The 21,987-nt window shown below is 40.1% G+C and carries 16 protein-coding genes; 11 read left to right on the top strand and 5 right to left on the bottom strand.

Annotation, left to right across the window (positions count from 1 at the left end; all coding sequences use genetic code 11):
• Positions 1–539: 539 nt before the first annotated feature.
• The 6 genes from DWU89_RS11345 (at position 540) to DWU89_RS11320 (ending at position 8,950) form a co-directional block, all read left to right on the top strand.
• Entirely contained in the window at positions 540–1,094 is a 555-nt protein-coding gene (locus DWU89_RS11345; protein ID WP_115499763.1) for an ORF6N domain-containing protein, read from the top strand.
• Between the two features lie 63 nt (positions 1,095–1,157).
• Entirely contained in the window at positions 1,158–3,995 is a 2,838-nt protein-coding gene (gene leuS / locus DWU89_RS11340) for a leucine--tRNA ligase (protein ID WP_115499762.1), read from the top strand.
• A gap of 8 nt (positions 3,996–4,003) precedes the next feature.
• On the top strand, positions 4,004–4,882 hold the full coding sequence (locus DWU89_RS11335) for a YitT family protein (RefSeq protein ID WP_115499761.1): 879 nt from the start codon (positions 4,004–4,006) through the stop codon (positions 4,880–4,882).
• 85 nt (positions 4,883–4,967) lie between these two features.
• Positions 4,968–5,549: a non-canonical purine NTP diphosphatase gene (locus tag DWU89_RS11330; protein WP_115499760.1), complete on the top strand. Its 582-nt coding sequence runs from the start codon at positions 4,968–4,970 to the stop codon at positions 5,547–5,549.
• Positions 5,550–5,562: 13 nt separating this feature from the next.
• The gene (porZ, locus tag DWU89_RS11325; RefSeq protein ID WP_115499759.1) at positions 5,563–7,893 is read left to right on the top strand and encodes a type IX secretion system anionic LPS delivery protein PorZ; all 2,331 of its coding nucleotides are present in this window, start codon (positions 5,563–5,565) and stop codon (positions 7,891–7,893) included.
• 4 nt (positions 7,894–7,897) lie between these two features.
• Complete coding sequence (locus DWU89_RS11320) at positions 7,898–8,950, top strand: acyltransferase family protein (protein WP_115499758.1); 1,053 nt, start codon at positions 7,898–7,900, stop codon at positions 8,948–8,950.
• On the opposite strand, the gene DWU89_RS11315 is transcribed toward DWU89_RS11320, so the two are convergent.
• Genes DWU89_RS11315 through nadA form a run of 3 tightly spaced genes read right to left on the bottom strand, consistent with a single transcriptional unit; the run spans position 8,942 to position 12,349 of the window.
• A complete protein-coding gene (locus tag DWU89_RS11315; RefSeq protein WP_115499757.1) occupies positions 8,942–9,913 on the bottom strand; it encodes a hypothetical protein in 972 nt (323 codons plus the stop codon). The genes DWU89_RS11320 and DWU89_RS11315 overlap by 9 nt on opposite strands.
• A gap of 4 nt (positions 9,914–9,917) precedes the next feature.
• Entirely contained in the window at positions 9,918–11,360 is a 1,443-nt protein-coding gene (locus DWU89_RS11310; protein WP_115499756.1) for an MBOAT family O-acyltransferase, read from the bottom strand.
• A gap of 2 nt (positions 11,361–11,362) precedes the next feature.
• Positions 11,363–12,349 carry a quinolinate synthase NadA gene (gene nadA, locus DWU89_RS11305; protein WP_115499755.1) on the bottom strand — a complete coding sequence of 329 codons (987 nt, stop codon included), beginning with the start codon at positions 12,347–12,349 and terminating at the stop codon, positions 11,363–11,365.
• A gap of 754 nt (positions 12,350–13,103) precedes the next feature.
• On the opposite strand from nadA, the gene DWU89_RS11295 reads away from it, so the two are divergent.
• The gene (locus tag DWU89_RS11295) at positions 13,104–13,634 is read left to right on the top strand and encodes an RNA methyltransferase (RefSeq protein ID WP_115499754.1); all 531 of its coding nucleotides are present in this window, start codon (positions 13,104–13,106) and stop codon (positions 13,632–13,634) included.
• Here DWU89_RS11295 and DWU89_RS11290 read toward each other — a convergent pair.
• Positions 13,626–14,231 carry a DUF4294 domain-containing protein gene (locus tag DWU89_RS11290; protein WP_115499753.1) on the bottom strand — a complete coding sequence of 202 codons (606 nt, stop codon included), beginning with the start codon at positions 14,229–14,231 and terminating at the stop codon, positions 13,626–13,628. The genes DWU89_RS11295 and DWU89_RS11290 overlap by 9 nt on opposite strands.
• Positions 14,232–14,495: 264 nt before the next feature.
• Here DWU89_RS11290 and dinD point away from each other — a divergent pair, with 264 nt between their 5' ends.
• The 4 genes from dinD to DWU89_RS11270 are packed head-to-tail and all read left to right on the top strand — an operon-like array spanning position 14,496 to position 19,020.
• The gene (gene dinD, locus DWU89_RS11285) at positions 14,496–15,335 is read left to right on the top strand and encodes a DNA damage-inducible protein D (RefSeq protein WP_115499752.1); all 840 of its coding nucleotides are present in this window, start codon (positions 14,496–14,498) and stop codon (positions 15,333–15,335) included.
• A gap of 19 nt (positions 15,336–15,354) precedes the next feature.
• Positions 15,355–16,161, top strand: a complete 807-nt coding sequence (locus DWU89_RS11280) for a PorV/PorQ family protein (protein ID WP_115499751.1) — start codon at positions 15,355–15,357, stop codon at positions 16,159–16,161.
• 12 nt (positions 16,162–16,173) lie between these two features.
• Positions 16,174–18,204, top strand: a complete 2,031-nt coding sequence (locus DWU89_RS11275) for a helix-hairpin-helix domain-containing protein (protein ID WP_115499750.1) — start codon at positions 16,174–16,176, stop codon at positions 18,202–18,204.
• Between the two features lie 36 nt (positions 18,205–18,240).
• Positions 18,241–19,020 (top strand): radical SAM protein, encoded by a 780-nt coding sequence (locus tag DWU89_RS11270; RefSeq protein WP_115499749.1) that lies wholly within the window; start codon positions 18,241–18,243, stop codon positions 19,018–19,020.
• Positions 19,021–19,087: 67 nt separating this feature from the next.
• On the opposite strand, the gene DWU89_RS11265 is transcribed toward DWU89_RS11270, so the two are convergent.
• Complete coding sequence (locus DWU89_RS11265) at positions 19,088–21,895, bottom strand: T9SS type A sorting domain-containing protein (RefSeq protein WP_115499748.1); 2,808 nt, start codon at positions 21,893–21,895, stop codon at positions 19,088–19,090.
• Positions 21,896–21,987: the final 92 nt, after the last annotated feature.

The following is a 21,987-nucleotide window of genomic DNA, read 5'->3' as shown; positions in this document are numbered from 1 at the left end:
GTAGTGCACTCGGCACCTCGCGAAGATTAGCACGGTCGTAATGGCGATTTGGACGGTCGTAATTGAAAAGAGGACCGCTTTAAGGGCAAAAAAGCACCTGAATTTCCTTGAGATATTTGGAACGCCGTCCGTTTTATTTTCAAATATTCGATTCTCCGGGAGTTAAGGTTTATCACATTGTCGGCGTTTCCATCTTTCGGTAATCTAATTGCACGCTTTTCGAAACGGACTGCGCACCTCATTTCATATGGTGTCAGCCGGAGAGGTTAAAATCATAAAAAAAGTCAATCCCAAATCGATCAGAATTTCGGACGAAATAGAAAAACGGCTAAAAAGGGGGGTTATTGTAATTTTCAGGGTTGCAAGATTCGAAACTTGTCAGGTTTAAACTGATCCGCATAACCTGCCTCATCCTTATGTTTATCCCCAATAATTATCGGGTGAGCCTTACAGAACAAATAGAAAATACATGGGGACAGTTGCGCAATCGGATTATTATCCTTTCCTTTGAATAATTAAAACAATAAAAACACTTAGCTATGGAACTACAAGTGATTCAAAACAAAATTTATGAGATTAGAGGTCAACGGGTGATGCTGGATTTTGATTTGGCAACATTGTATCAGGTGGAAACAAGACGTTTGAAAGAACAAGTTAAACGTAATATTGAACGTTTTCCAGAAGACTTCATGTTTATACTTACAGAAAAAGAATGGAATGAACTGGTCGCAATTTGCGACCAGTTACCCAAAACAATGAAGCACAGCTATATTATACCCTCCGCCTTTACGCAAGAAGGAATAGCCATGCTGTCAAGCGTACTCCGTTCCCCTATAGCAATACAAGTCAATATAAACATCATGCGGGCCTTCGTAAAAACAAGGCAATATATACTTGAAAGCAATCAGACTGCCAAAGAATTAGCAGAACTCAAACTGCAACTCCGTTTCTTACAAGAAGATCTGGAAAGTCTTTCCAAAGACCACGAAAGTTATGAACAGCATTTTGATGATATCTACATGGCTCTGGCGGAATTAGCCAACCGAAATAAAGAAAAAGAAAATAAACCAAGAAATAGAATAGGATATGTATAATCACAAAATTCACTAACTTTGTGGCTTTAAATAGAAAACGATAAAAATAAACGATAAACAATCATGGAGTACAATTTCAGAGAAATTGAGAAAAAGTGGCACGAATACTGGATTGCCAACAAGGTTTATAAAGTCGAAAAGAATGCCGACAAACCTAAGTATTACGTCTTGGACATGTTTCCTTATCCATCAGGAGCAGGACTACATGTAGGCCACCCGCTCGGTTACATCGCATCTGACATTTATTCCCGTTACAAACGCCTGCAAGGTTTCAACGTTTTGCACCCGATGGGCTATGACGCTTACGGACTGCCGGCAGAACAATATGCCATCCAGACCGGACAGCATCCCGAAGTAACGACAAAGAAAAACATCGCCCGGTATCGCGAGCAAATGGATAAAATAGGTTTCAGCTACGACTGGAGCCGTGAAATCCGTACCTGCGACCCGGAATATTATAAATGGACACAATGGGCATTCATCCAGATGTTCAACAGCTACTACTGCAACGACGAAAAGCAGGCACGCCCTATCAGCGAACTGGTTGCCGCTTTCGAACAGGTCGGAACAGAAGGCCTGAATGTTGCCTGCGGCGAAGAGCTGAGCTTCACGGCTGACGAATGGAAAGCCAAGAGTGAGAAAGAAAAACAGGAAATCCTGCTGAACTACCGCATCGCTTATCGGGGCGAAACGATGGTAAACTGGTGTGCCGCATTAGGAACCGTATTGGCTAATGATGAAGTGGTGAACGGCGTTTCCGAACGCGGCGGTTATCCGGTGGAACAGAAAATCATGCGCCAGTGGTGCTTGCGTGTATCGGCTTATGCACAGCGTTTGCTGGACGGACTGGACACAATCGACTGGACAGACTCGCTGAAAGAGACACAGCGTAACTGGATCGGTCGCAGCGAAGGAGCCGAAATCCAGTTCAAGGTGAAAGACAGCGATCTGGAATTTACGATCTTTACGACCCGTGCAGATACCATGTTCGGTGTCACTTTCATGGTATTGGCTCCCGAAAGCGAACTCGTTGCCCAGCTAACCACTCCCGAGCAGAAGCAGGAAGTGGACGCTTACCTGGACCGCACCAAGAAACGTACGGAACGCGAACGCATCGCCGACCGTTCCGTGACCGGTGTATTCAGCGGTTCATACGCCATTAACCCGTTCACAGGCGACGCAGTGCCCGTCTGGATCAGCGACTACGTACTGGCCGGCTACGGAACAGGTGCTATCATGGCCGTTCCGGCACACGACAGCCGTGACTACGCATTTGCCAAACATTTCAACCTGCCGATTATTCCGTTGATCGAAGGATGCGACGTCAGCGAAGAAAGCTTCGATGCAAAAGAAGGCATCGTCTGCAACTCGCCGAGACCGGAAGTAACGCCCTATTGCGACCTCTCTCTGAACGGTCTGACCGTAAAGGAAGCAATCGCCGCCACCAAGAAATATGTAGCCGAACATCAATTAGGACGTGTAAAAATTAACTACCGCCTGCGCGACGCTATCTTCAGCCGCCAGCGTTATTGGGGCGAACCGTTCCCTGTCTATTACGATGCGGATGGCATGCCTCAGATGTTGCCGGTCGACAAACTGCCGCTCGAACTGCCGGAAGTCGATAAATTCCTGCCGACCGAAACGGGAGAACCTCCTTTAGGACACGCCGTAAAATGGGCTTGGGATACCGCTAAACAGGAAGTTGTAGAAGTCTCCAAAATAGACAACAAGACTATTTTCCCGCTCGAACTGTGTACCATGCCGGGATTTGCCGGTTCATCGGCTTACTACCTGCGCTATATGGACCCGCACAACGACCAGGCATTAGTAGCTAAAGATGTAGACGAATACTGGCGTAATGTAGACCTCTATATCGGTGGAACCGAACATGCTACCGGTCACCTGATTTACAGCCGCTTCTGGAATAAATTCCTGTTCGATCTGGGTGTTGTCTGCGAAGAAGAACCGTTCAAGAAACTGATCAACCAGGGAATGATCCAGGGACGTTCCAACTTTGTGTATCGTATCAACGGTACGAACAAGTTCGTTTCCCTAAACCTGAAAGATAAATACGAGGTGACTCCTATCCACGTGGATGTGAATATCGTATCGAACGATGTCCTGGATATGGAAGCCTTCAAAAGCTGGCGCCCGGAATATAAAGATGCCGAGTTCGAACTGGAAGACGGCAAATATATCTGCGGTTGGGCAGTTGAAAAGATGTCGAAGTCGATGTTCAACGTCGTTAACCCGGATATGATCGTTGAAAAATACGGTGCCGATACGCTTCGCCTGTACGAAATGTTCCTGGGCCCGTTGGAACAATCCAAACCTTGGGACACGAACGGTATCGACGGCGTTCACCGTTTCCTGAAAAAGCTGTGGGCACTGTTCTTCGGTAACACGGACACATTGCAGATCACAGATGCAGAGCCGACAGCCGACGAACTGAAATCACTGCATAAACTGATCAAGAAAGTGACGTTCGACATCGAACATTTCTCATACAACACTTCTATCAGTGCCTTTATGATTTGTGTAAATGAACTGAGCAACCTGAAATGTAACAAACGGGCCATTCTGGAAGAATTAATCATCCTGTTGGCTCCGTTTGCTCCTCATTTTGCCGAAGAACTGTGGCATACCTGCGGTCACGACACGACTGTTTGTGACGCCAAATGGCCCGCCTGCAACGAAGAATACCTGAAAGAAAACTCGCTTACTTATGCTATCTCCTTCAACGGTAAAGCCCGTTTCAGCATGGAACTTCCGGCCGATATGCCGCGCGAAGAGATAGAAAAAGCTGCTCTTGCACATGAAAACTCCGCCAAATGGATGGAAGGCAAGACACCGAAGAAGATTATCGTTGTTCCCGGAAAGATTGTAAACATCGTAATCTAAACATTTATATGAAGTTCATAAACAATAAAGTTTATTTTGCTGTACAAGACTACCTGATGATTATATTGGGTACTCTCTTGTACGGCTTCGGCTTCAACGCCTTCATCTTGTCTAATGAAATTATTACCGGTGGAGTCAGCGGTATTTGTGCCTTAATCTTCTTTGCCACCAACGAGGCTATCCCCGTGTCTGTATCTTACTTCGTGATAAACGTAGTATTACTGTTGGCCGCCCTGAAAATACTTGGGTTTAAATTTCTGATAAAAACGATATTCGGAGTCTTCTCCCTATCCATATCCCTGTCGTTCTTCGAATGGTTGTTGAAAGACCATACCATCCTGCACGACCAGCCGTTTATGTCTATCATAATAGGAGCCTTCCTTTGCGGAGCCGGTCTCGGACTTGTATTCTCGGCAAACGGCAGTACGGGAGGTACGGATATCATCGGGGCTATTGTCAACAAATACAAGAATATATCCATTGGCCGCGCCTTGCTGTTCTGCGACTTCTTCATCATCGGTTCCTCTTTTCTTCTGTTTCATGACGTCGAAAAGATCGTATTCGGTTTTGTAGAGATGTTTATAAGTAATTATGTGCTTGACATGGTATTAAACGGTAACCGCCAATCGGTCCAGTTCTTCATCTTCTCGCAGAAGTACGACGAAATAGCCGAACGGATCATTCACGACCTGGACCGCGGATGCACCATCCTCGATGGCGTAGGCGGTTATTCCCGCAAGCCGGTCAAAGTGGTCGTCCTGTTGGCCAAGAAATCCGAATCGGTCGCCATTTTCCGCCTGGTCAAACAGATAGACCACCAGGCGTTCATCTCGCAAAGCATCGTCAGAGGCGTGTACGGGGAAGGGTTTGACCAGATAAAAACATAAAACAGTCACTCGAACAATTTAAAGCACTTCCGTACGTTATATACACATCGTATAGAAGTGCTTTTTTTATTTATACACAACGAAAATGAAACTTGTATTTGCAACAAATAACCAGCACAAGCTGGACGAAGTCCGGAAAATAACAGCCGGATACACCGAAATAGTAAGCCTTTCAGACATCGACTGTCACGAAGATATTCCCGAAACAGCAGAAACCCTGGAAGGTAATGCCCTGCAAAAAGCCCGTTATATCAAAGAGAAATTCGGTTACGACTGTTTCGCCGATGATACGGGACTGGAAGTAGAAGCCCTGGACAACGCTCCGGGAGTATACTCCGCACGTTATGCCGGTCCGGGACATGATTCGGAAGCAAACATGAATAAACTACTTCGGGAAATGGAAGGAAAAGAAAACAGGAAAGCCCGTTTCCGTACCGTTATCGCCCTTATCCTGGACGGCAAGGAATACCTGTTCGAAGGAGTTGTTAACGGCACCATCATCCGGGATAAACGAGGTGGAAGCGGTTTCGGCTACGACCCTGTATTTGTTCCCGACACCTGTTCGCAGACATTCGCCGAAATGGGTAACGAGCTCAAAAATAAAATCAGCCACCGCGCCGAAGCAGTTAAGAAACTGACTGTCTTTCTTTCAAATTACACGTTCTAATATTGTATTTAATATGAGAAATATATTGACTGTTATCTTACTTTTTTTCCTTTCATTCACTGCCACGGCAGCCAATGATAACACACTCGGATGGAAAACATATCTTTCTTACTACAACACCAACAACGTAGAAGAATCTGCTGACCAGGTATTTGTAGTAGCGGAAGGCGCTCTATATACATATGGAAAAGAAGATAACAGCATCAAGCAATATTATAAAGGAAACGGATTGAATGACACCGACATTCAATTCATTTCCTATAATAAACAGACAAAATCCCTGCTGATTGTTTATAAAAACTGTAATATTGACATTCTGCAAGAAGGTTCGGTAAAGAATATTCCTTACTTGTATACTACTACATCAATAAGAGACAAAGATGTCAATTCTGTTATGATTCATAACGAATATGCTTACTTATCCATAAAATCAGGTATAGTAGTTGTCAACATGGACAAAAAAGAAATAACCGATACCTACAACTTATCTCAAAATATCACATCCTGCGCTATTCAGGATAACCGGATATACGCTTCTGTAAAAAGTGAGACATTCAACGGTGTTTTATATGCATCTTTAGACGATAACCTATTGGATAGATCTAATTGGAAAACATATACAATTGCAGGATTTCCATCGGATAGCTCCATAGATACAATTGTATTATTCAAAAACCAGCTGTTTTATCTATCTAAAAACAAAGGCATTTATTATGAATCAAATAATACCACTGTTCCTTTAGTCGATAATGTTCCAATAAATAGCATCAAAGTAATTGGTGAAAAATTAGCTTGTATAGCTTCCTCACAAGTTTATATCTTCACTGATACAAAAACTTTTGACCAAATAAACAATCTTGCCATAAAAGATATCAGTACTTATCAGACTGATAAATATTGGATTGCAGAAGGTGCCAAAGGTTTGCGTTCCATCAAGAGAACCGGTGCCAATCAATTTGAAGCTGTAAATGAAGCGATCACGTTGGACGGTCCCTACTCCAATAGTCCGTTCGATATTGTGTGTCAAAATGATAAAGTATACATCATACCCGGTGGTAAAAATCTGACAGATGGCCTCCGTTTTCGTAAAGAAGGTTTGGTAATGATATATGATTATGATAAGTGGACAGTCTTAGAACCTTCCAAAAATCAAAGTAAATTTGGTATGTTACCTCGCGACTTTACCAGTATTGTTGTGAGTACAAACGATGCAGGAGATGAAATAATTTATGTATCTTCTTTCGGTGATGGAATTATCCAATATAAAAATAGAGAACCTGAAATCAGATATCATGGTTCAAATAGTCCACTTGAAGGAGCGGGAGGAAATTCAGGTAATTATTTAAATATGGATGGACTTTCTTTCGATAAGGATGGAAATCTTTGGATGACTAACTCTCAAGTTAAAAATAATGCTATAAAAATATTAGATAAAGATGGAAAATGGCATAGTTTATTTGTTGAATCATTAAAAGATAAATATACAATAAATGACATTCTCATAACTTCCAACAATGATAAATGGGTAAATATACCTCGTCCTGCCGGTGAAGTTCGCATTACAGTCATTGCAAATAGTAATTCATTGGATACAGCTGATTCCTACTATTTTGAAAGTTTTACCGATACTGATGGTAATAATTTCTCTCCAAGTAATTACACCTGTATGGCAGAAGACAAAAACGGATATGTATGGGTAGGGACTAATAAAGGTGCCATTTACTTTACCAATCCTAAATTGGCAACATCGGAAAGCAATAAATCGATGCGTTGTACACGTGTCAAACTTATCAATGAAGAAGATGGAACACCCTACTATTTCCTCGACAACGTAATGGTGACAACTATAAAAATAGATAATGGAAACCGGAAATGGATAGGTACAGATGGCAATGGCGTTTATGTATTGAGCGGAGACAATCAAGAAGTCATTCACCAATTCAATACATCCAACAGTCCTCTTTTATCCGATAAAATATATTCCATCGAAATCAATGGAAAGACAGGTGAAGTTTTTATTGGAACAGATAAAGGTTTAGTCTCCTATAAAGGAGAGGCAACGGAAGGAAAAAGCGATTATTCTGACGTCTACGCTTATCCAAATCCTGTACGGCCGGAACATGCAGATAAAGTTACTATCACAGGTTTAATGGATAACTCAAACGTAAAAATCACAGATTTGAACGGAAATCTTATCTATCAAACCAAATCCTTAGGTGGACAAGCATTTTGGAACTGTCGCAACAAAAAAGGTGTTCGTGTAGCATCAGGTATCTATCTTGTACTTTCTGCTACCGAAGATTCAAAAGAAAGTGTAGTAACAAAGATCGCAGTCATAAAATAAGGAAATGAATCCAACAGAAAAGGTATTGCTCAATTCTAAGTTGATTGCACAAGTTAAAGAAGCGAATAACTTTGATTTTATCCGCTTCTTTTTAGCTTATTCGGTCATGTTCAATCATTTCAGTACATTGACGGATACAGACCCTTTCTGGTTCGTCAGTGGCGGATTCCGTGTAAAAGGTTTTTTCATTATCAGCGGATTCCTGGTTATGTTCAGTTTCCTGCGCTCACCGGATACATATGTTTTCTTTCGTAAACGCGTACAACGTATCATGCCGGCTTATTCGCTGGTGATTCTGTTATGTCTGATATTGGGTTTCTTTCTTACCACACTGCCACATCATGAATTTCTGACATCATCCAAACCATATACTTATCTGTTCACCAACCTGTTGACATTAAATTTTCTCTGTCCGGATCTTCCGGGTGTTTTTGAAAATAATACGATGCATGCAATGAACGGTTCGCTCTGGACAATCAAAGTGGAATTGATGTTATATATGACAGTTCCTCTCATTTATTGGCTACTAAAGAAATATAACAAACTGATATGCCTAATATTGATATATGTACTATCTTTCATTTATTCCACCACTTGCAACTATTTGGATGACACAACACATAACGCTATATACGCATTTCTGAAACGACAGTTCCCCGGACAAATGATGTATTTCTGTTCCGGTATCATCATATTAGCCTATTTTCCGTTGTTCCGAAAGTACATGAAATATATTTTTCCGATAAGTATTCTGCTATTTATATTTAGAAATGTTCTGTTTCTCAGTATATTCGAACCGATCGCATTGGCTTCTATTATCATATCGGTAGCCTATAGTTTTAAATGGTTACACTTCTTTAATCGTATGGGAAACTTTTCTTATGGTATATTTTTACTCCATTTTCCCATCATACAAACCTTCATCCATTTCGGATTAAATAAATACAGTTTGGTTCTGACATTGGCATTGACAACTGCCATTTGTACTTATTTGGGAACATTATCCTGGAAATACGTAGAGAAACCTTGTCTGTATAAACCAAAAAAATTACGGTAATTGTAATATAACCCGTTCTGTAATCTTTTTTGCTCCTTTACTATTAGGATGAATAGCATCGTAAAAATCAGAAGCCTCGAGCAAACTAAAACAATCAATCATCGGAATATTTTGAAACGTCTCTTTGACTAATTCCAAAGCGTTCTGCTTTTCCTGGAAAGTCGAAGACTTAATATCCGGATTATAAGGCATAATTATCAAACAATACATAATATCCCGTTTTTGAAAATATAAATAAGAATCTTCCAAAAGTTGCTTCCATTCAGGAATTATCTCATAATCCACGAATTTATTATTTAGATTCTGTTCATCAACATCACGTTGATAAGTTATGTCATTCCTATCTGAGGTTTTAGAAGTTGGATAACGAAGTTCTTTTGCGGTAGCATCCTGAATTACATCATCATCCAGTAGATTACGTAAAACAATTGATAAACCGGTAAATAAACAATTTCTGGCTTCATAATTATAATAGAAAGGAGAAATGTCTAATTTTTCAGATAAAGAAGGAACAATTTTTTCAGTCAATGCGTCCATCTCATACCCATACATATGCAAAGCTACCCGGTTGGGTGTATCCATATCTATCGGTTTAGACAATTGATCGATATCTACACATTGTAAAACTACTTTCACTGAACTTGGTAAAGATGTATAATATAAAGCGCTTTCACTGACTTGCTGTCCTGTCGATGTTAAGCTATAAACGGTAGGATTTCCTTTCATCTTTTCTTCCAGCATATAACCATTTATACCACTCATTCCCCGACTATTTCCAAAAATAACTACATCCGGTGTCTGAGCTGTATCAGCCAATGTTTCAATAATAAGATGAGTACGTATATAGTCATTAGGCAACCACCTGTATAAATAAGGAGTCACAAAATTCAATATATAAATCAGACCCAATATAAAAACTATGAAACATATGATATTATTAAACTGTTTCCTGGTTGGTTTCATACATTTAGAATTGAAAATATATAAAGTCAGATGAATTGTTACCGAAAAAATAGATGGAGACGAGAATAACCATATACAAACTATATCTTATCCATATACTTCGTACAGCAGATAAATCCAACCCAAAAAGTTTATCTCTGTTTTTCCATTCTATACATAACATCAATGCAATGAAAAATAAAGAAATAAGAGCAATAACATTATTAATACCGCTAACTTTAGGTACTTTCAACAAAGAGGAAGAAAACATATCTGTTATATATGCAAAAGCCATAGATACTGTTTCTGAACGAAACAAAATCCATCCTAAAGTTACAAAGGCAAAAGTCACTGACATTTTTAATAAACGAGGTGTCTGTTGTTTATTTCCTTTCAACAGCAATAAACAAATAAATAATAACCCATGATATAATCCCCAACCTATAAACGTCCAGTTTGCCCCATGCCAAAGTCCGCTTAACAAGAATATAATCAAAATATTCCGGATATGCTTGAATCTTCCGACCCGGTTTCCTCCTAAAGGAATATATACGTAGTCAACGAACCATGTATTCAATGAGATATGCCACCTACGCCAAAAATCTATTATATTAAGAGAAAAATAAGGATATCTGAAATTCTGTTTTAAATTAACTCCGAACAACTTTGCCGTACCAATGGCAATATCCGAATATCCGGAAAAGTCTCCGTATATCTGAAAAGCGAATAAGATAGCTCCCATCAACAAAGTGCTGCCGGAATAATGACCATAGTTTCCAAATACATCATTCACGACAAGAGCACAGTTATCAGCAATCACGATCTTCTTAAAGAATCCCCACAACATCTGTCGAACTCCATCCACAGCATTATCGTAAATAAAAGTACGCGGTTTATAAAATTGAACCAACAAATTCGTAGCCCTTTCAATAGGTCCCGCTACCAGCTGTGGAAAGAAACTGACAAATGCAAAGAAAGCAACTATATCATGCGTAGGTTCAAGTCTTTTTCTATATACGTCAATCGTATAACTTAATGCTTGAAACGTATAAAAACTTATACCTACAGGAAGAATCACATAAAGAGTTGAAGTATGCAACGTAATACCTGCTAATGAAAAAGCACTGACAAAACTCTCTATAAAGAAGTTATAATATTTAAAGAATCCCAATATCAACAGGTTCAAAACGATATTACCGCCTGCTATCCAGCGACACTTCAGCCGCATCGATTTCAAATTGTCTTCCGATGTATTTCTAATTTTTTCAATACCTATTCCGCTCAGCCAACTGAAGAAGGAAGTAAAAGCTATCAATAGCAGGAAACGTCCATCCCACCAGCCATAAAACAGATAGCTTACTCCCACTACAAATAAGTTCTGTAACTTCACACTCCTATTGAAAAGAAACCAATAGGATAAAAAGACAATCGGAAGAAAAACTAAAAATTCAATCGAATTGAATAACATACCTACAACCCCAACCTCTCCGATATCTCCAGCATCTTCTTAATCGGGCGGATTGCCTTTTCCTGGACTTCTTCGTCTACAAAGATTTCAGGTAATTCGTATTTCAGGCAGTTATACAATTTTTCCATTGTGTTCAAACGCATAAAATTACATTCGTTGCAAGCACAAGTGCTGTCGTTGGGAGGAGCCGGAATAAACTCCTTGTCGGGACTTTGCTTGCGCATTTCGTGAATAACGCCACTTTCCGTCGCTACAATGAATTGTTTCTTGTCAGACTTAACCGTGTGCTTCAGAAGAGCCGCGGTCGAACCAACAAAGTCTGAAACCTGTATAACGGGCTGCTTACATTCCGGGTGGGTAATGACTTCCGCATCCGGGTACTGCTTCTTCAGTTCCAATATCTTTTCCAATGAAAACTGTTCATGTACATGGCAAGCGCCGTCCCAAAGTAACATCTTACGTCCGGTAATGCCATTTATATAATTACCTAAGTTACGGTCCGGTCCGAAGATAATCTTCGTATCCTCCGGAAAACTTTCCACAATCTGACGGGCATTGGTGGAAGTTACCACCACATCTGTCACAGCCTTGACTGCAGCTGTCGTATTTACATACGAAATAACCACATGACCGGGATGTTGTCTGACGAATGCTTCAAAGTCAGGAGCCGGACAACTGTCCGCCAGCGAACAACCGGCATTCAGATCGGGAACCAATACCTTCTTGTCCGGGCACAACACCTTAGCTGTTTCTCCCATAAAATGGACACCACAGAAAACAATGATGTCAGCTGTCGTTTTGGCTGCCTGTTGTGCCAATGCTAAGCTGTCTCCTACAAAATCCGCTATATCCTGGATATCACCAGTCTGATAATAATGAGCAAGGATAACGGCGTTTTTCTCTTTACGCATTCTATTTATCTCTTCCTTCAAATCCAAACCCTTTGGAATGGGGGCGTCCATATATCCGATCGATTGGTTTGTCAACATAGTTACTTCTGTATTAAATGATTCTAAAATTCAATAACCGCTAACGAGTACAAACTGCTATTCACAGCCTGTCAACAAAGTTATCATCTATTCTTATCACTGATAATCTTTATTTTACTCTACTTATCAACTTATTGTTGATATTGTGCAAAGGTAAGAACTTTATTGATTCTCGCATAGGAAACATATATAAAACCATAAGAACAACGGCAGGTTTTCACAAAAATACGTACGTCTAACTCCAAAAACCTGCCGACTGTTTTCATCCGGAACTTTTCCCCCTTCCTCGAGTTATCCACAATCATATTATTATATTCTTATTTATTCTTTATTTTAAATCTAAATATGATGAATATAATATCCGGTTGAAACAGTTAATACATTTTCGTTACATTACTTGCCTGATTAGTTATTAAACGATGTAAACTACTTATTAAGTAGATACCAACATACTGTTTTTCTTATTATATCCTGTTATTCTTTACTTTACAGACTTTATTAATTTCCGGTTGAAAACTACTTGTGTGTAAAAGTTCATAGCGGTTGAATGCTGTTGATACGTGTACAACCACTGTTGACAGAGCGTAGTAAATAATTTGTTATTTCTATTGCATAAAAGAAATGAGAGCACGTATAGCGAACAATTTGGATAATGCAAGAATTATTTTTCATTTTGTGTCCACCACTTATCAATACCTTTTCAACGGCATATCCACATTAATTGACTATTTTTGCAAGCAAAGAAATGATAGCTATGCGCAAGTTAAAAATAACAGAACTGAACCGCCTGACTCCGGAGGCATTCAAAGATAGTAAAAAAATTCCGTTGGTGGTCGTGTTGGATCATGTAAGGAGCTTAAATAATGTAGGATCCGTGTTCCGTACGTCCGATGCTTTCAGGGTGGAGAGTATTTATCTGTGTGGCATTACGGCTTGTCCGCCTCATGCGGAAATCCATAAGACTGCTTTAGGAGCGGAAGAGACGGTAGACTGGAAATATTTTAAAGATACGATGGAGGCTGTTGATAACCTGAAACAACAAGGGTATATCGTTTGTGCAGTGGAACAGGCCGAAGGCAGTACAATGTTGGATAAGTTATTGTTGGACAAAGATAAGAAGTATGCAGTCGTCATGGGAAACGAAGTAAAAGGCGTTCAACAATGTGTCGTTGATAACTGTGATATGTGTATTGAAATACCGCAGTATGGAACAAAACATTCCCTGAATGTTTCGGTTACTACCGGTATTATTATCTGGGATTTCTTTAAGCAGTTGTCAGATTAATCCGTTTTCAACGAGTACGACTACTCGTTCCGTCATAGCGTCTTTTCCTTTCGGGTCGTATTCGGTTTTCAGGCTGGCACCGAACATACCAGCGAATATATTCCAGAAACCCGCCCGGAAACTTCCTAAGTAGGCTTTCAACAAATTGTAGCTCGATTGGTTACATTCCCTGTCAATCAATTTGATAAGCAACTTACCTTGTGAGAAAGTAAGCTTTTTCAGTTCCGGTTTATACTCCTGGAAGAGTTCTTTTTCCATTCGTTTCAAATGAGCTTGACGGGATTTATCGTCCGGAAGTGTTTCCATATATTCATATGTTTCAATCAGTGTTTCATAAACCATTTTTGCATATGGTAATGTACGTTTCACATCACGAACCAATTTATTGTATTTGACTTGTTCACGCTTGTTTTTGAACTTTACCGGTGGATAAATGAATATTTCCCGCAGATTGACAACAGGTACCGTATCCTTTCCATCCAGATAAGCTCTTTGTAATCCTTCAGGAACGGTATTAATCTTCAATGTTTGTGCTTTGGCCCCTATCATACACAACATGAATATTATCAATATTTTATACCTGCCTTGTCTCAACATCGTGTACAAATGTAGTTGATTTACGAATAGCATCTGCTTGTTTTACAGAATTTGACTAATCAGTTATATGGTTCTATTTATTGATAATAAGACGATATCTTATAAATAAGTCGTTAATATGTTGTCAACTCTATATAAATCATTATATTTGTAGCAGTACAAACAACTAAAATCAACAGACTATGAAATATCCGACTTCCTTTCCATTCTTTATAAATCATAAATATTTAATATATAAATAATTATCACTTAAAAACTTGTATTATGAAAAAAGAAGAAATCAAAAACTTATTAGATAAGTTTGAGGCGGCTGCAAATGTTGTAGAAGAAGTAGAATGCTGGAGTGCCAGAGAATTACAAACTTTATTAGGATATGCAAAGTGGGATAACTTTATCAACAATGTTGTGGTGAAAGCCAAAGAGGCATGTAGGAATGCAGGAGAAGATATACAAAACCATTTTCCCGACGTCGGGAAAATGGTTTCTATAGGATATGGTGTTGAAAAACAAATAGATGACATCTTATTAACGCGTTATGCATGCTATTTAATAGCTCAAAATGGAGATAGCAGAAAACCTCAGGTTGCTTTTGCACAAACTTATTTTGCTGTACAAACTCGTAAAGCAGAGATTATTGAGCAACGGCTTCTTGATTATGAACGGGTAAAAGCTCGTGAAAAGCTTAGCAGGACAGAAAAACAACTATCTGGTATATTATATGAGCGTGGCATTGATAGTAAAGGGTTTGCAATTATTCGTTCAAAAGGTGACCAAGCCTTGTTTAATATGAATACACAGGTGTTAAAAAAGAAAATGGGAGTTCCTTCCGGACGTCCGGTTGCCGATTTTCTTCCGACTATCAGCATAAAAGCTAAAGATTTAGCTGCTGAAATGACTAATATTAATGTACAGTCAAAAGATTTATATGGACAACCTCCTATAGAAAAAGAACATGTTGATAATAATTCAGCAGTCCGGGATATGCTGTTGAAACGAGGTATTCATCCTGAACAGTTATCGCCTGGTGAAGATGTTAAGAAAGTTCAGAAGAGAATAGAAAATGAGGATAAGAAAGTTTTGAAACGAAACAATTCTACTAACTGATAATAAATCAAACCTTACTATGAAATCAATAAATATACTTGTTGCATTTCTTGTATCTGTCAACATACATGCTGTTGATAACCTCCGCTTGACTGATATGCGCAGTGTGGGAATGGGAGGGAACGGGGTTACACAATCCGTACTGTTCAATCCTGCATTGGTAACATTGCATAGTAATAAAGTGGTTCATATCGAATACTTTAATCGCTATGGGGTAAAAGAGTTGGGAACAGTTGGTATTAATTTTGTTTATCCCGATTCACGATTGTCGGCAGGTGTTAATATCTCTTCTTTCGGGTATGATAAGTATAGGGAGACACTTTTCCGTTTGTCATTAGGAAAGCAATTGGATGAGCGGTGGCGAATAGGTGTTAGCTTCCAGTGTGCCGTGTTACAGACAGAGTTGTTGGAGGAAGTGCCGAAACAATTGTCTACGGATGTGGGAATCCTGTTTGTTCCCGTTGACAAGCTGTTGATTGGAATGTTGATAATGAATTTTCCTTCTGTGGCGATTAATAAGCAAAATTCTGAAATCAAATATTTTACAAGCTATTCTGTTCAAATAGGTTTTCAATGGGAAGTAATGAACAGCTTGTTGATAGTAGGAACACTCGAAAGCAATAAAGAGCATACATTAACCGGTAATGCCGGGATCGAATATACTCCGTTCAAAGACTTCCATATACGGGCAGGTATGCAAGCTACTCCTCTATTGCCTACTTTAGGTGTCGGATACCGCCTGTCGGGATTTACTGTTGATGTAGCGACTGTTTATCATCCGGTTTTGGGAGTCAGTACCGGACTTGGTTTAAGTTATTCCTTTTAATCAGATCAGACTATGAAACGAATGTTTATAAACCTGTTGGTATTCCTGTTCATAAGCAGTTATCAACTTAAAAGCCAGACATTATATTCTGTTGATAAGTGGATGGAATATATAGAGGAAATGGCTTCGGAAACGGAAGATGAAGCACGTATCGAAACACTTTATACCGACCTTTCTTACCTTGCCGAACACCCTTTCGAACTGAATACGGTGACGGAAGAACAGTTGCGCCGCCTGCCTTTCCTTTCCGATCTGCAGATACAAAAGCTGTTGGAATATCGTTCGCATTATGGTAAGATGGTTACGCTTTATGAACTCAAAAATGTAGAATCGTTCGATTATGAGACGATTTCCCTGTTGATTCCTTTTGTCCATATCGGTGAAATAATGGTTGATAAGCGACCTATAACTGTGAAGAACCTGTTGAAATATAGTTCTGATGATTTGCAAATCAGATACGACAGATGTTTTCAACAAAAGAAGGGTTATGGTTCATATCCTGACAGTGTGTTGCAACAATATCCGAACCGTAAATACCTGGGTGAATCGTTTTACCATTCATTTCGCTATTCGTATGCCTTTGACGAACGTGTTCAGTTTGGAGCAGTGGCGGAGAAAGATGCGGGGGAACCTTTCTGGAACGAATATCATAAAGGGTATGATTATTATTCGGTTCATCTCTTTTTAAAGGAAATGAATAAGTGGTTGAAAAGTCTTGCCATAGGTGATTATAAAGTTTCTTTCGGACAGGGATTGGTGATTAGCAATGATTTTTCCCCCAGCCGGAACGCTTTCGTTTCACAAGCGGAAAGAAGAACGAACGGATTCAGGCGCCATTTTTCAACCAATGAAAACGATTTCTTCCGGGGAGCGGCGGCAACTGTCAATTGGAATAAGTTTGATATTAGCCTGTTTTATTCATATAGGAAACTGGATGCAGGTGTGGATAGTAATATTGTCCGCTCGTTCAAAACAGATGGTTTGCACCGGCTGGTCCGCGACAGGGAAAAGATGCACACGGTTTCCATGCAGACGTATGGGGGAAATATCAGATATGCGACGCCGGATTTGTGTATCGGTCTGACCGCTCTTTCCTATTCTTTCGGAGATTATTCCGTACAACCGGAAGCTAAACCTTATAACCTGTTCTATTTTCGTGGTAATCGGAATCTGAATGTAAGTGTGGATTATCTGTTGAAAAATAGGTTGATTAAGTTTTACGGCGAGACTGCTCTAAGCCGGAATGGGGCGATAGCTTCGCTGAATGCCTTGCAACTGACACCTGCCTCTTATTTTTCTTTCCTGTTATTATACCGGTATTATGATAAACGCTACCAGGCATTTTTCGGAAGTGCCTTTTCACAAGGTTCAACAATCCAGAATGAACAGGGGTTATATATGGGAATACAGTGGACACCTTTCAGGCATTGGAAATTATCTGCTTATGCCGATGTTTTCCGTTTTCCCTGGTTGAAGTATGGAATGGATGCACCTTCGACAGGGAAGGAGTATATGCTTCAGGCGGACTATACGCCGAACAGAAGTTTGTCAACCTATATCCGTTATAAGTATAAGGAGAAAGAGCAGGATATGTTTCCTTACCATCAGCAACGTTTGCGGCTACAAGCCTTATATGCCGTTTCTTCGTTCGTTTCGTTACGGACATCCGTGGACGGTGTTCTTTACACGGAGGTTGAGGGGAAGAGTAGGGGGTGGATGGTTGCACAAAGTATTGGTTGGAAACCTGTTGATACGCCTGTTCAGGCAGATTTCTATGTGGCCGGATTTCATACGGATGACTATCAGAGCCGGATATCCTCTTATGAAAAAAATATTCTGTATGCCTTTAATATACCTTCGTTTTATGGTAGGGGGGTCCGGTTAGCGGTATCTTTTCGATGGAATATAATGAAACGTCTTTCCCTTTCAACTAAGTTCGGATATACCTATTATGCCGATCGCGACGTGATCGGTACCGACCTGGAAGAGATTGAAGGGCATACCAAAGCAGATGTATATACGTTACTACGCTGGAAATTCTGATAACTTTCGTAGCTTTGTACTCAAATATAAATCATTATGTCGACAATTCTTTTTGATAAAATAGTCTTCGGACCGATACACAGTCGCCGGTTAGGTGTTTCATTGGGTATGAACTTGCTTCCTACGGATGGCAAGCTCTGTTCGTTCAATTGTATTTATTGTGAATGCGGACTGAATGAAGAACGCCGTACGCGCAGCAAACTGCCTGCCCGTGCAGAAGTAAAAGAGGCTTTGATACAAAAGCTATCGGCCATGCAAGCGGAAGGTGTGGCCCCCGATGTGATTACCTTCGCCGGGAATGGCGAACCAACCATGCATCCAGAATTTGCCGGTATTATCGACGATACGATCGAGACCCGTAACCGCTTTTTCCCGAACGCCAAGATAGCTGTCCTTTCCAACTCGACTATGCTTCATAAGGAAGAAGTTTTCCAGGCATTGAATAAGATCGAAGATAACATACTGAAGCTCGATTCCATACTGGACAGCCGTATCCGGCAACTGAACGTACCCAATTCTCCCGCCTTTACCTTCTCCCGCCTGTTGGAACAGCTTTGCCGCTTCAACGGCAATCTGATCATCCAAACCATGTTCCTGAAAGGAGAAATAGACGGAGAGAGCGTGACCAACACAACTGAACATGAAATATCCGGCTGGTTGGAAGCACTCAAACAAATCAAACCGAAACAGGTCATGATCTATACGATAGACCGGGAAACGCCTGTCAAGAACCTGAAAAAGGTGACCAAAGAAGAGCTGGAAGCAATTGCCGATCGCGCCCGCTGTGAAGGGTTCGACGTAACGGTATCTGCTTGAAAATTGAAAATGGAGAATTGAAAATTATAGAAAGTCCAACTAATTTTCAATTCTCCATTTTTAATTTTTAATTTATTCTGATGCCTTTTATCACTTTTATTTCTTTGTCCGTATGGATACGGAAGAAATAGATACCGGAAGGAAGTGAACCTGTATAAATAGTAGCTTCTGGATTATTCTGTTTTATAACCAATTTGCCGTCAGCCGAAACTACTTCCAGCAAATAAACTTTTTCATTTCCTGTCAACTGTATTTTGTCGGAAAATGAAGTAGGTGTAACGGTTACCTCTGAAGTACGTATGCTTTCGTTGTTTACACTGACTTCCGCACTTGCTTCACTCTTTTTACTTTCATTATTGTTTTCATACAAAGTAGAAACCTGATAGGTAAAACGAGCGGCAGGCACTTGTTTATCCGTATATTCGGTAATTGATTTATTGGATACATTTCCTACTTTTATATCATTACGGTAAATATTGTAACCGGTTATTTCCGGAAATGTAGTGGCTTCGGTACTGCGAAGTGATGAATTAGCTTCCGTTCTTTTGGTAAATGATGGTGTTACCGATGATTTGGATAATATTATATTTCCATCCGATGCAGTAGCTTTCGTGTCGGGTATTTCTTTCTGTTCAGAACTGACGACAGCAGCCAACATAAAATTGTTGTCATAATTTTCTTCTTCGTTTTCCGAAGGTTCGTATAAATATTCCCAGTTCTCGCCGTCGAGAGAAACAAGATTTCCTTTTCCATTTATAGCAGGTCCTTCATCGAGAACTGCCGGATAATCTGTTACTTTATTTGTTGAGGCATAAAAAGCAATAATTAGTTCTTTTGAAGCATCGATAACGAAAGGCTCTTTCAATTCGATCGTATTTGTTTTTTGGGGAGACAGATTATTCAGTTCCTGTGTATACTTCCGGTTGCCCTGGATGATCAGCAGTGAATAGGGGACTCCTGCAACAGGGAAGAAGATTACGGATTTGATCAGGTTTTTATTTAATGGAGCCAGGTCGTTTTTATCCCATTTCTGTCCGAAATAGAACGGTTGTCCAAAACCGACCATCATGTAAGAAGAGCCGGTTCCCCAATAAATCATCTGTTGGTAGACAGGTTCTTTCCAATTTATCGTTACGTTATTGCCATTGGATGCAGCAGTTACGTTTGTAGGTGTCTTCAACTCATAGATATAAATAAATTCACCTATAACAGGAGACTCGTTTCCATCGGCATAGAAAGCAGATACGCTGTAGAATTGTGTTCCTGTTTCAGGGTCATTATCTACATAAGAAGTAGACGTTGTATAATCGATTAATGTATTATTTCTGTAGACAGCATATTGGGAAGGCTTCTCTGAAGTGGAAGCAGGAGCTTTCCAGTTCAATTGTACTTCTCCGTTTTTATATGACAGAATCAGATCGGTTGGAGCTGCTTTATGGGCAGTAGCATAGCGTCCGGCTAACTGGGTTACTCCCGTCCTGGCCGGATCCAGATAAACGTCCATACGGGCCGTATCGGCTTTACTATATTGATCCCAATGACTGTATAGTTTACCGTATGTATTGGATTGATTAGGTTTTTCACAGGAAGAAGAACCGCCGCTAAGTGTTCCGACAATCAATTTATTTTGATTAAACAGAGGAGAACCGGACGAACCTCCCTCGGTTACACTGTGTCCGTTAGCTGTTTGGTCAAATATTACGTTCCAATGAGCTTTTGCTGCGCCGATTACAGTGTCGACACCATACCAGGTAGTAGTGGTTGCTTCTCTGCTGAAGGTTGATATTTTCATATAATCTCCTGCCGGATGATGAATACCTACACCTGATTTGGCAGAAGTGTTACTTCTGTCCCAACCATTATAATAGACATTATAATTTTCCGGAATATTTTGATTCAACAATAATAATAAACCGTCTGATCCGCCATCCAGTGGTATTCCGGCCATTTTCTTACAGCCTATTATTGTTTTATAGGAAGCTATGCCTGAGGTGTTCTCGCAACCTGTGCGTTCGAAATGAAAATAGAAAGTATATTTGTTTAAGTCTGCCTGCGTAACAGTTTCATCCATATCTATACAATGATAAGCGGAAAGGATATAGGGTTTCAGGTCTTCTGCCGTATTGTTGACCAATGCCCCCGAACAGTAATAAATATATTTACCAATAATAAGCGTCATCAGGCAAACACCATTCTTTTCTGTTTGCCAGGCATCTCCTTCTTCGCAGTTTATGTTTACCATGCAGGAGCCGGAAGCTCCGGGACCTGTATTTGCTTTAGTGCGGGAAATATATAAATGATTATATCCATAGCCGATTGCATCTATCGAAATACGGGGTTGTTCTCCTTCCCGGCTGCTTGTTTCATATTCGAGGATAATATCATCGCCCGCCAGAAACTCGGTTGCATATTCTTTTGTCGGTGGGTTGGTCTGATGGGTGAAAGCTCCAATTATCTGTGTTTTATCAGCATTATAAACAAATAATTTACCATTTTCAGGAATATAAAAATCGTTGAAACTAAGCATCAGCGCAATAGCATCTTTTGCCTGTAAGCGCAGTTGCCATATATTATTGCCGTCCGGTAAAGTAGTCCAATTACCGGATTTATCTATTGTCAGATCCGTATTTATGAGAGTTCCCACTTTCAGCGGCGCCCCCTGGCTCACCTGCCAGGCGTCGACTGTTTTCAGGTCTTCCACGCTAAAATTAACGGGGATCCGAACGGTCGGCAGATCACTTTTTAATGTGTTTGAGTACTTGAAAGAGGCAGGTATCCCGCCTTCACTGATTTGTGCACGAACAGATTCCGGCAAAATAATTCCTGTTACTAACAGAAATAAGCTGATTAGCGGAAAGAGAGCCTTTTTATTCATAATGTACGTTGATTTATGATGTACTAATTCGCAAATGTAATATTTATTTCTGATCCGGATAGGGGTTTTTGTCAATTCCATGTCTTATAATT

This window comes from Parabacteroides acidifaciens (assembly GCF_003363715.1).
Taxonomy (GTDB): domain Bacteria; phylum Bacteroidota; class Bacteroidia; order Bacteroidales; family Tannerellaceae; genus Parabacteroides; species Parabacteroides acidifaciens.
This window is presented reverse-complemented; position numbering and strand designations above follow the sequence as displayed.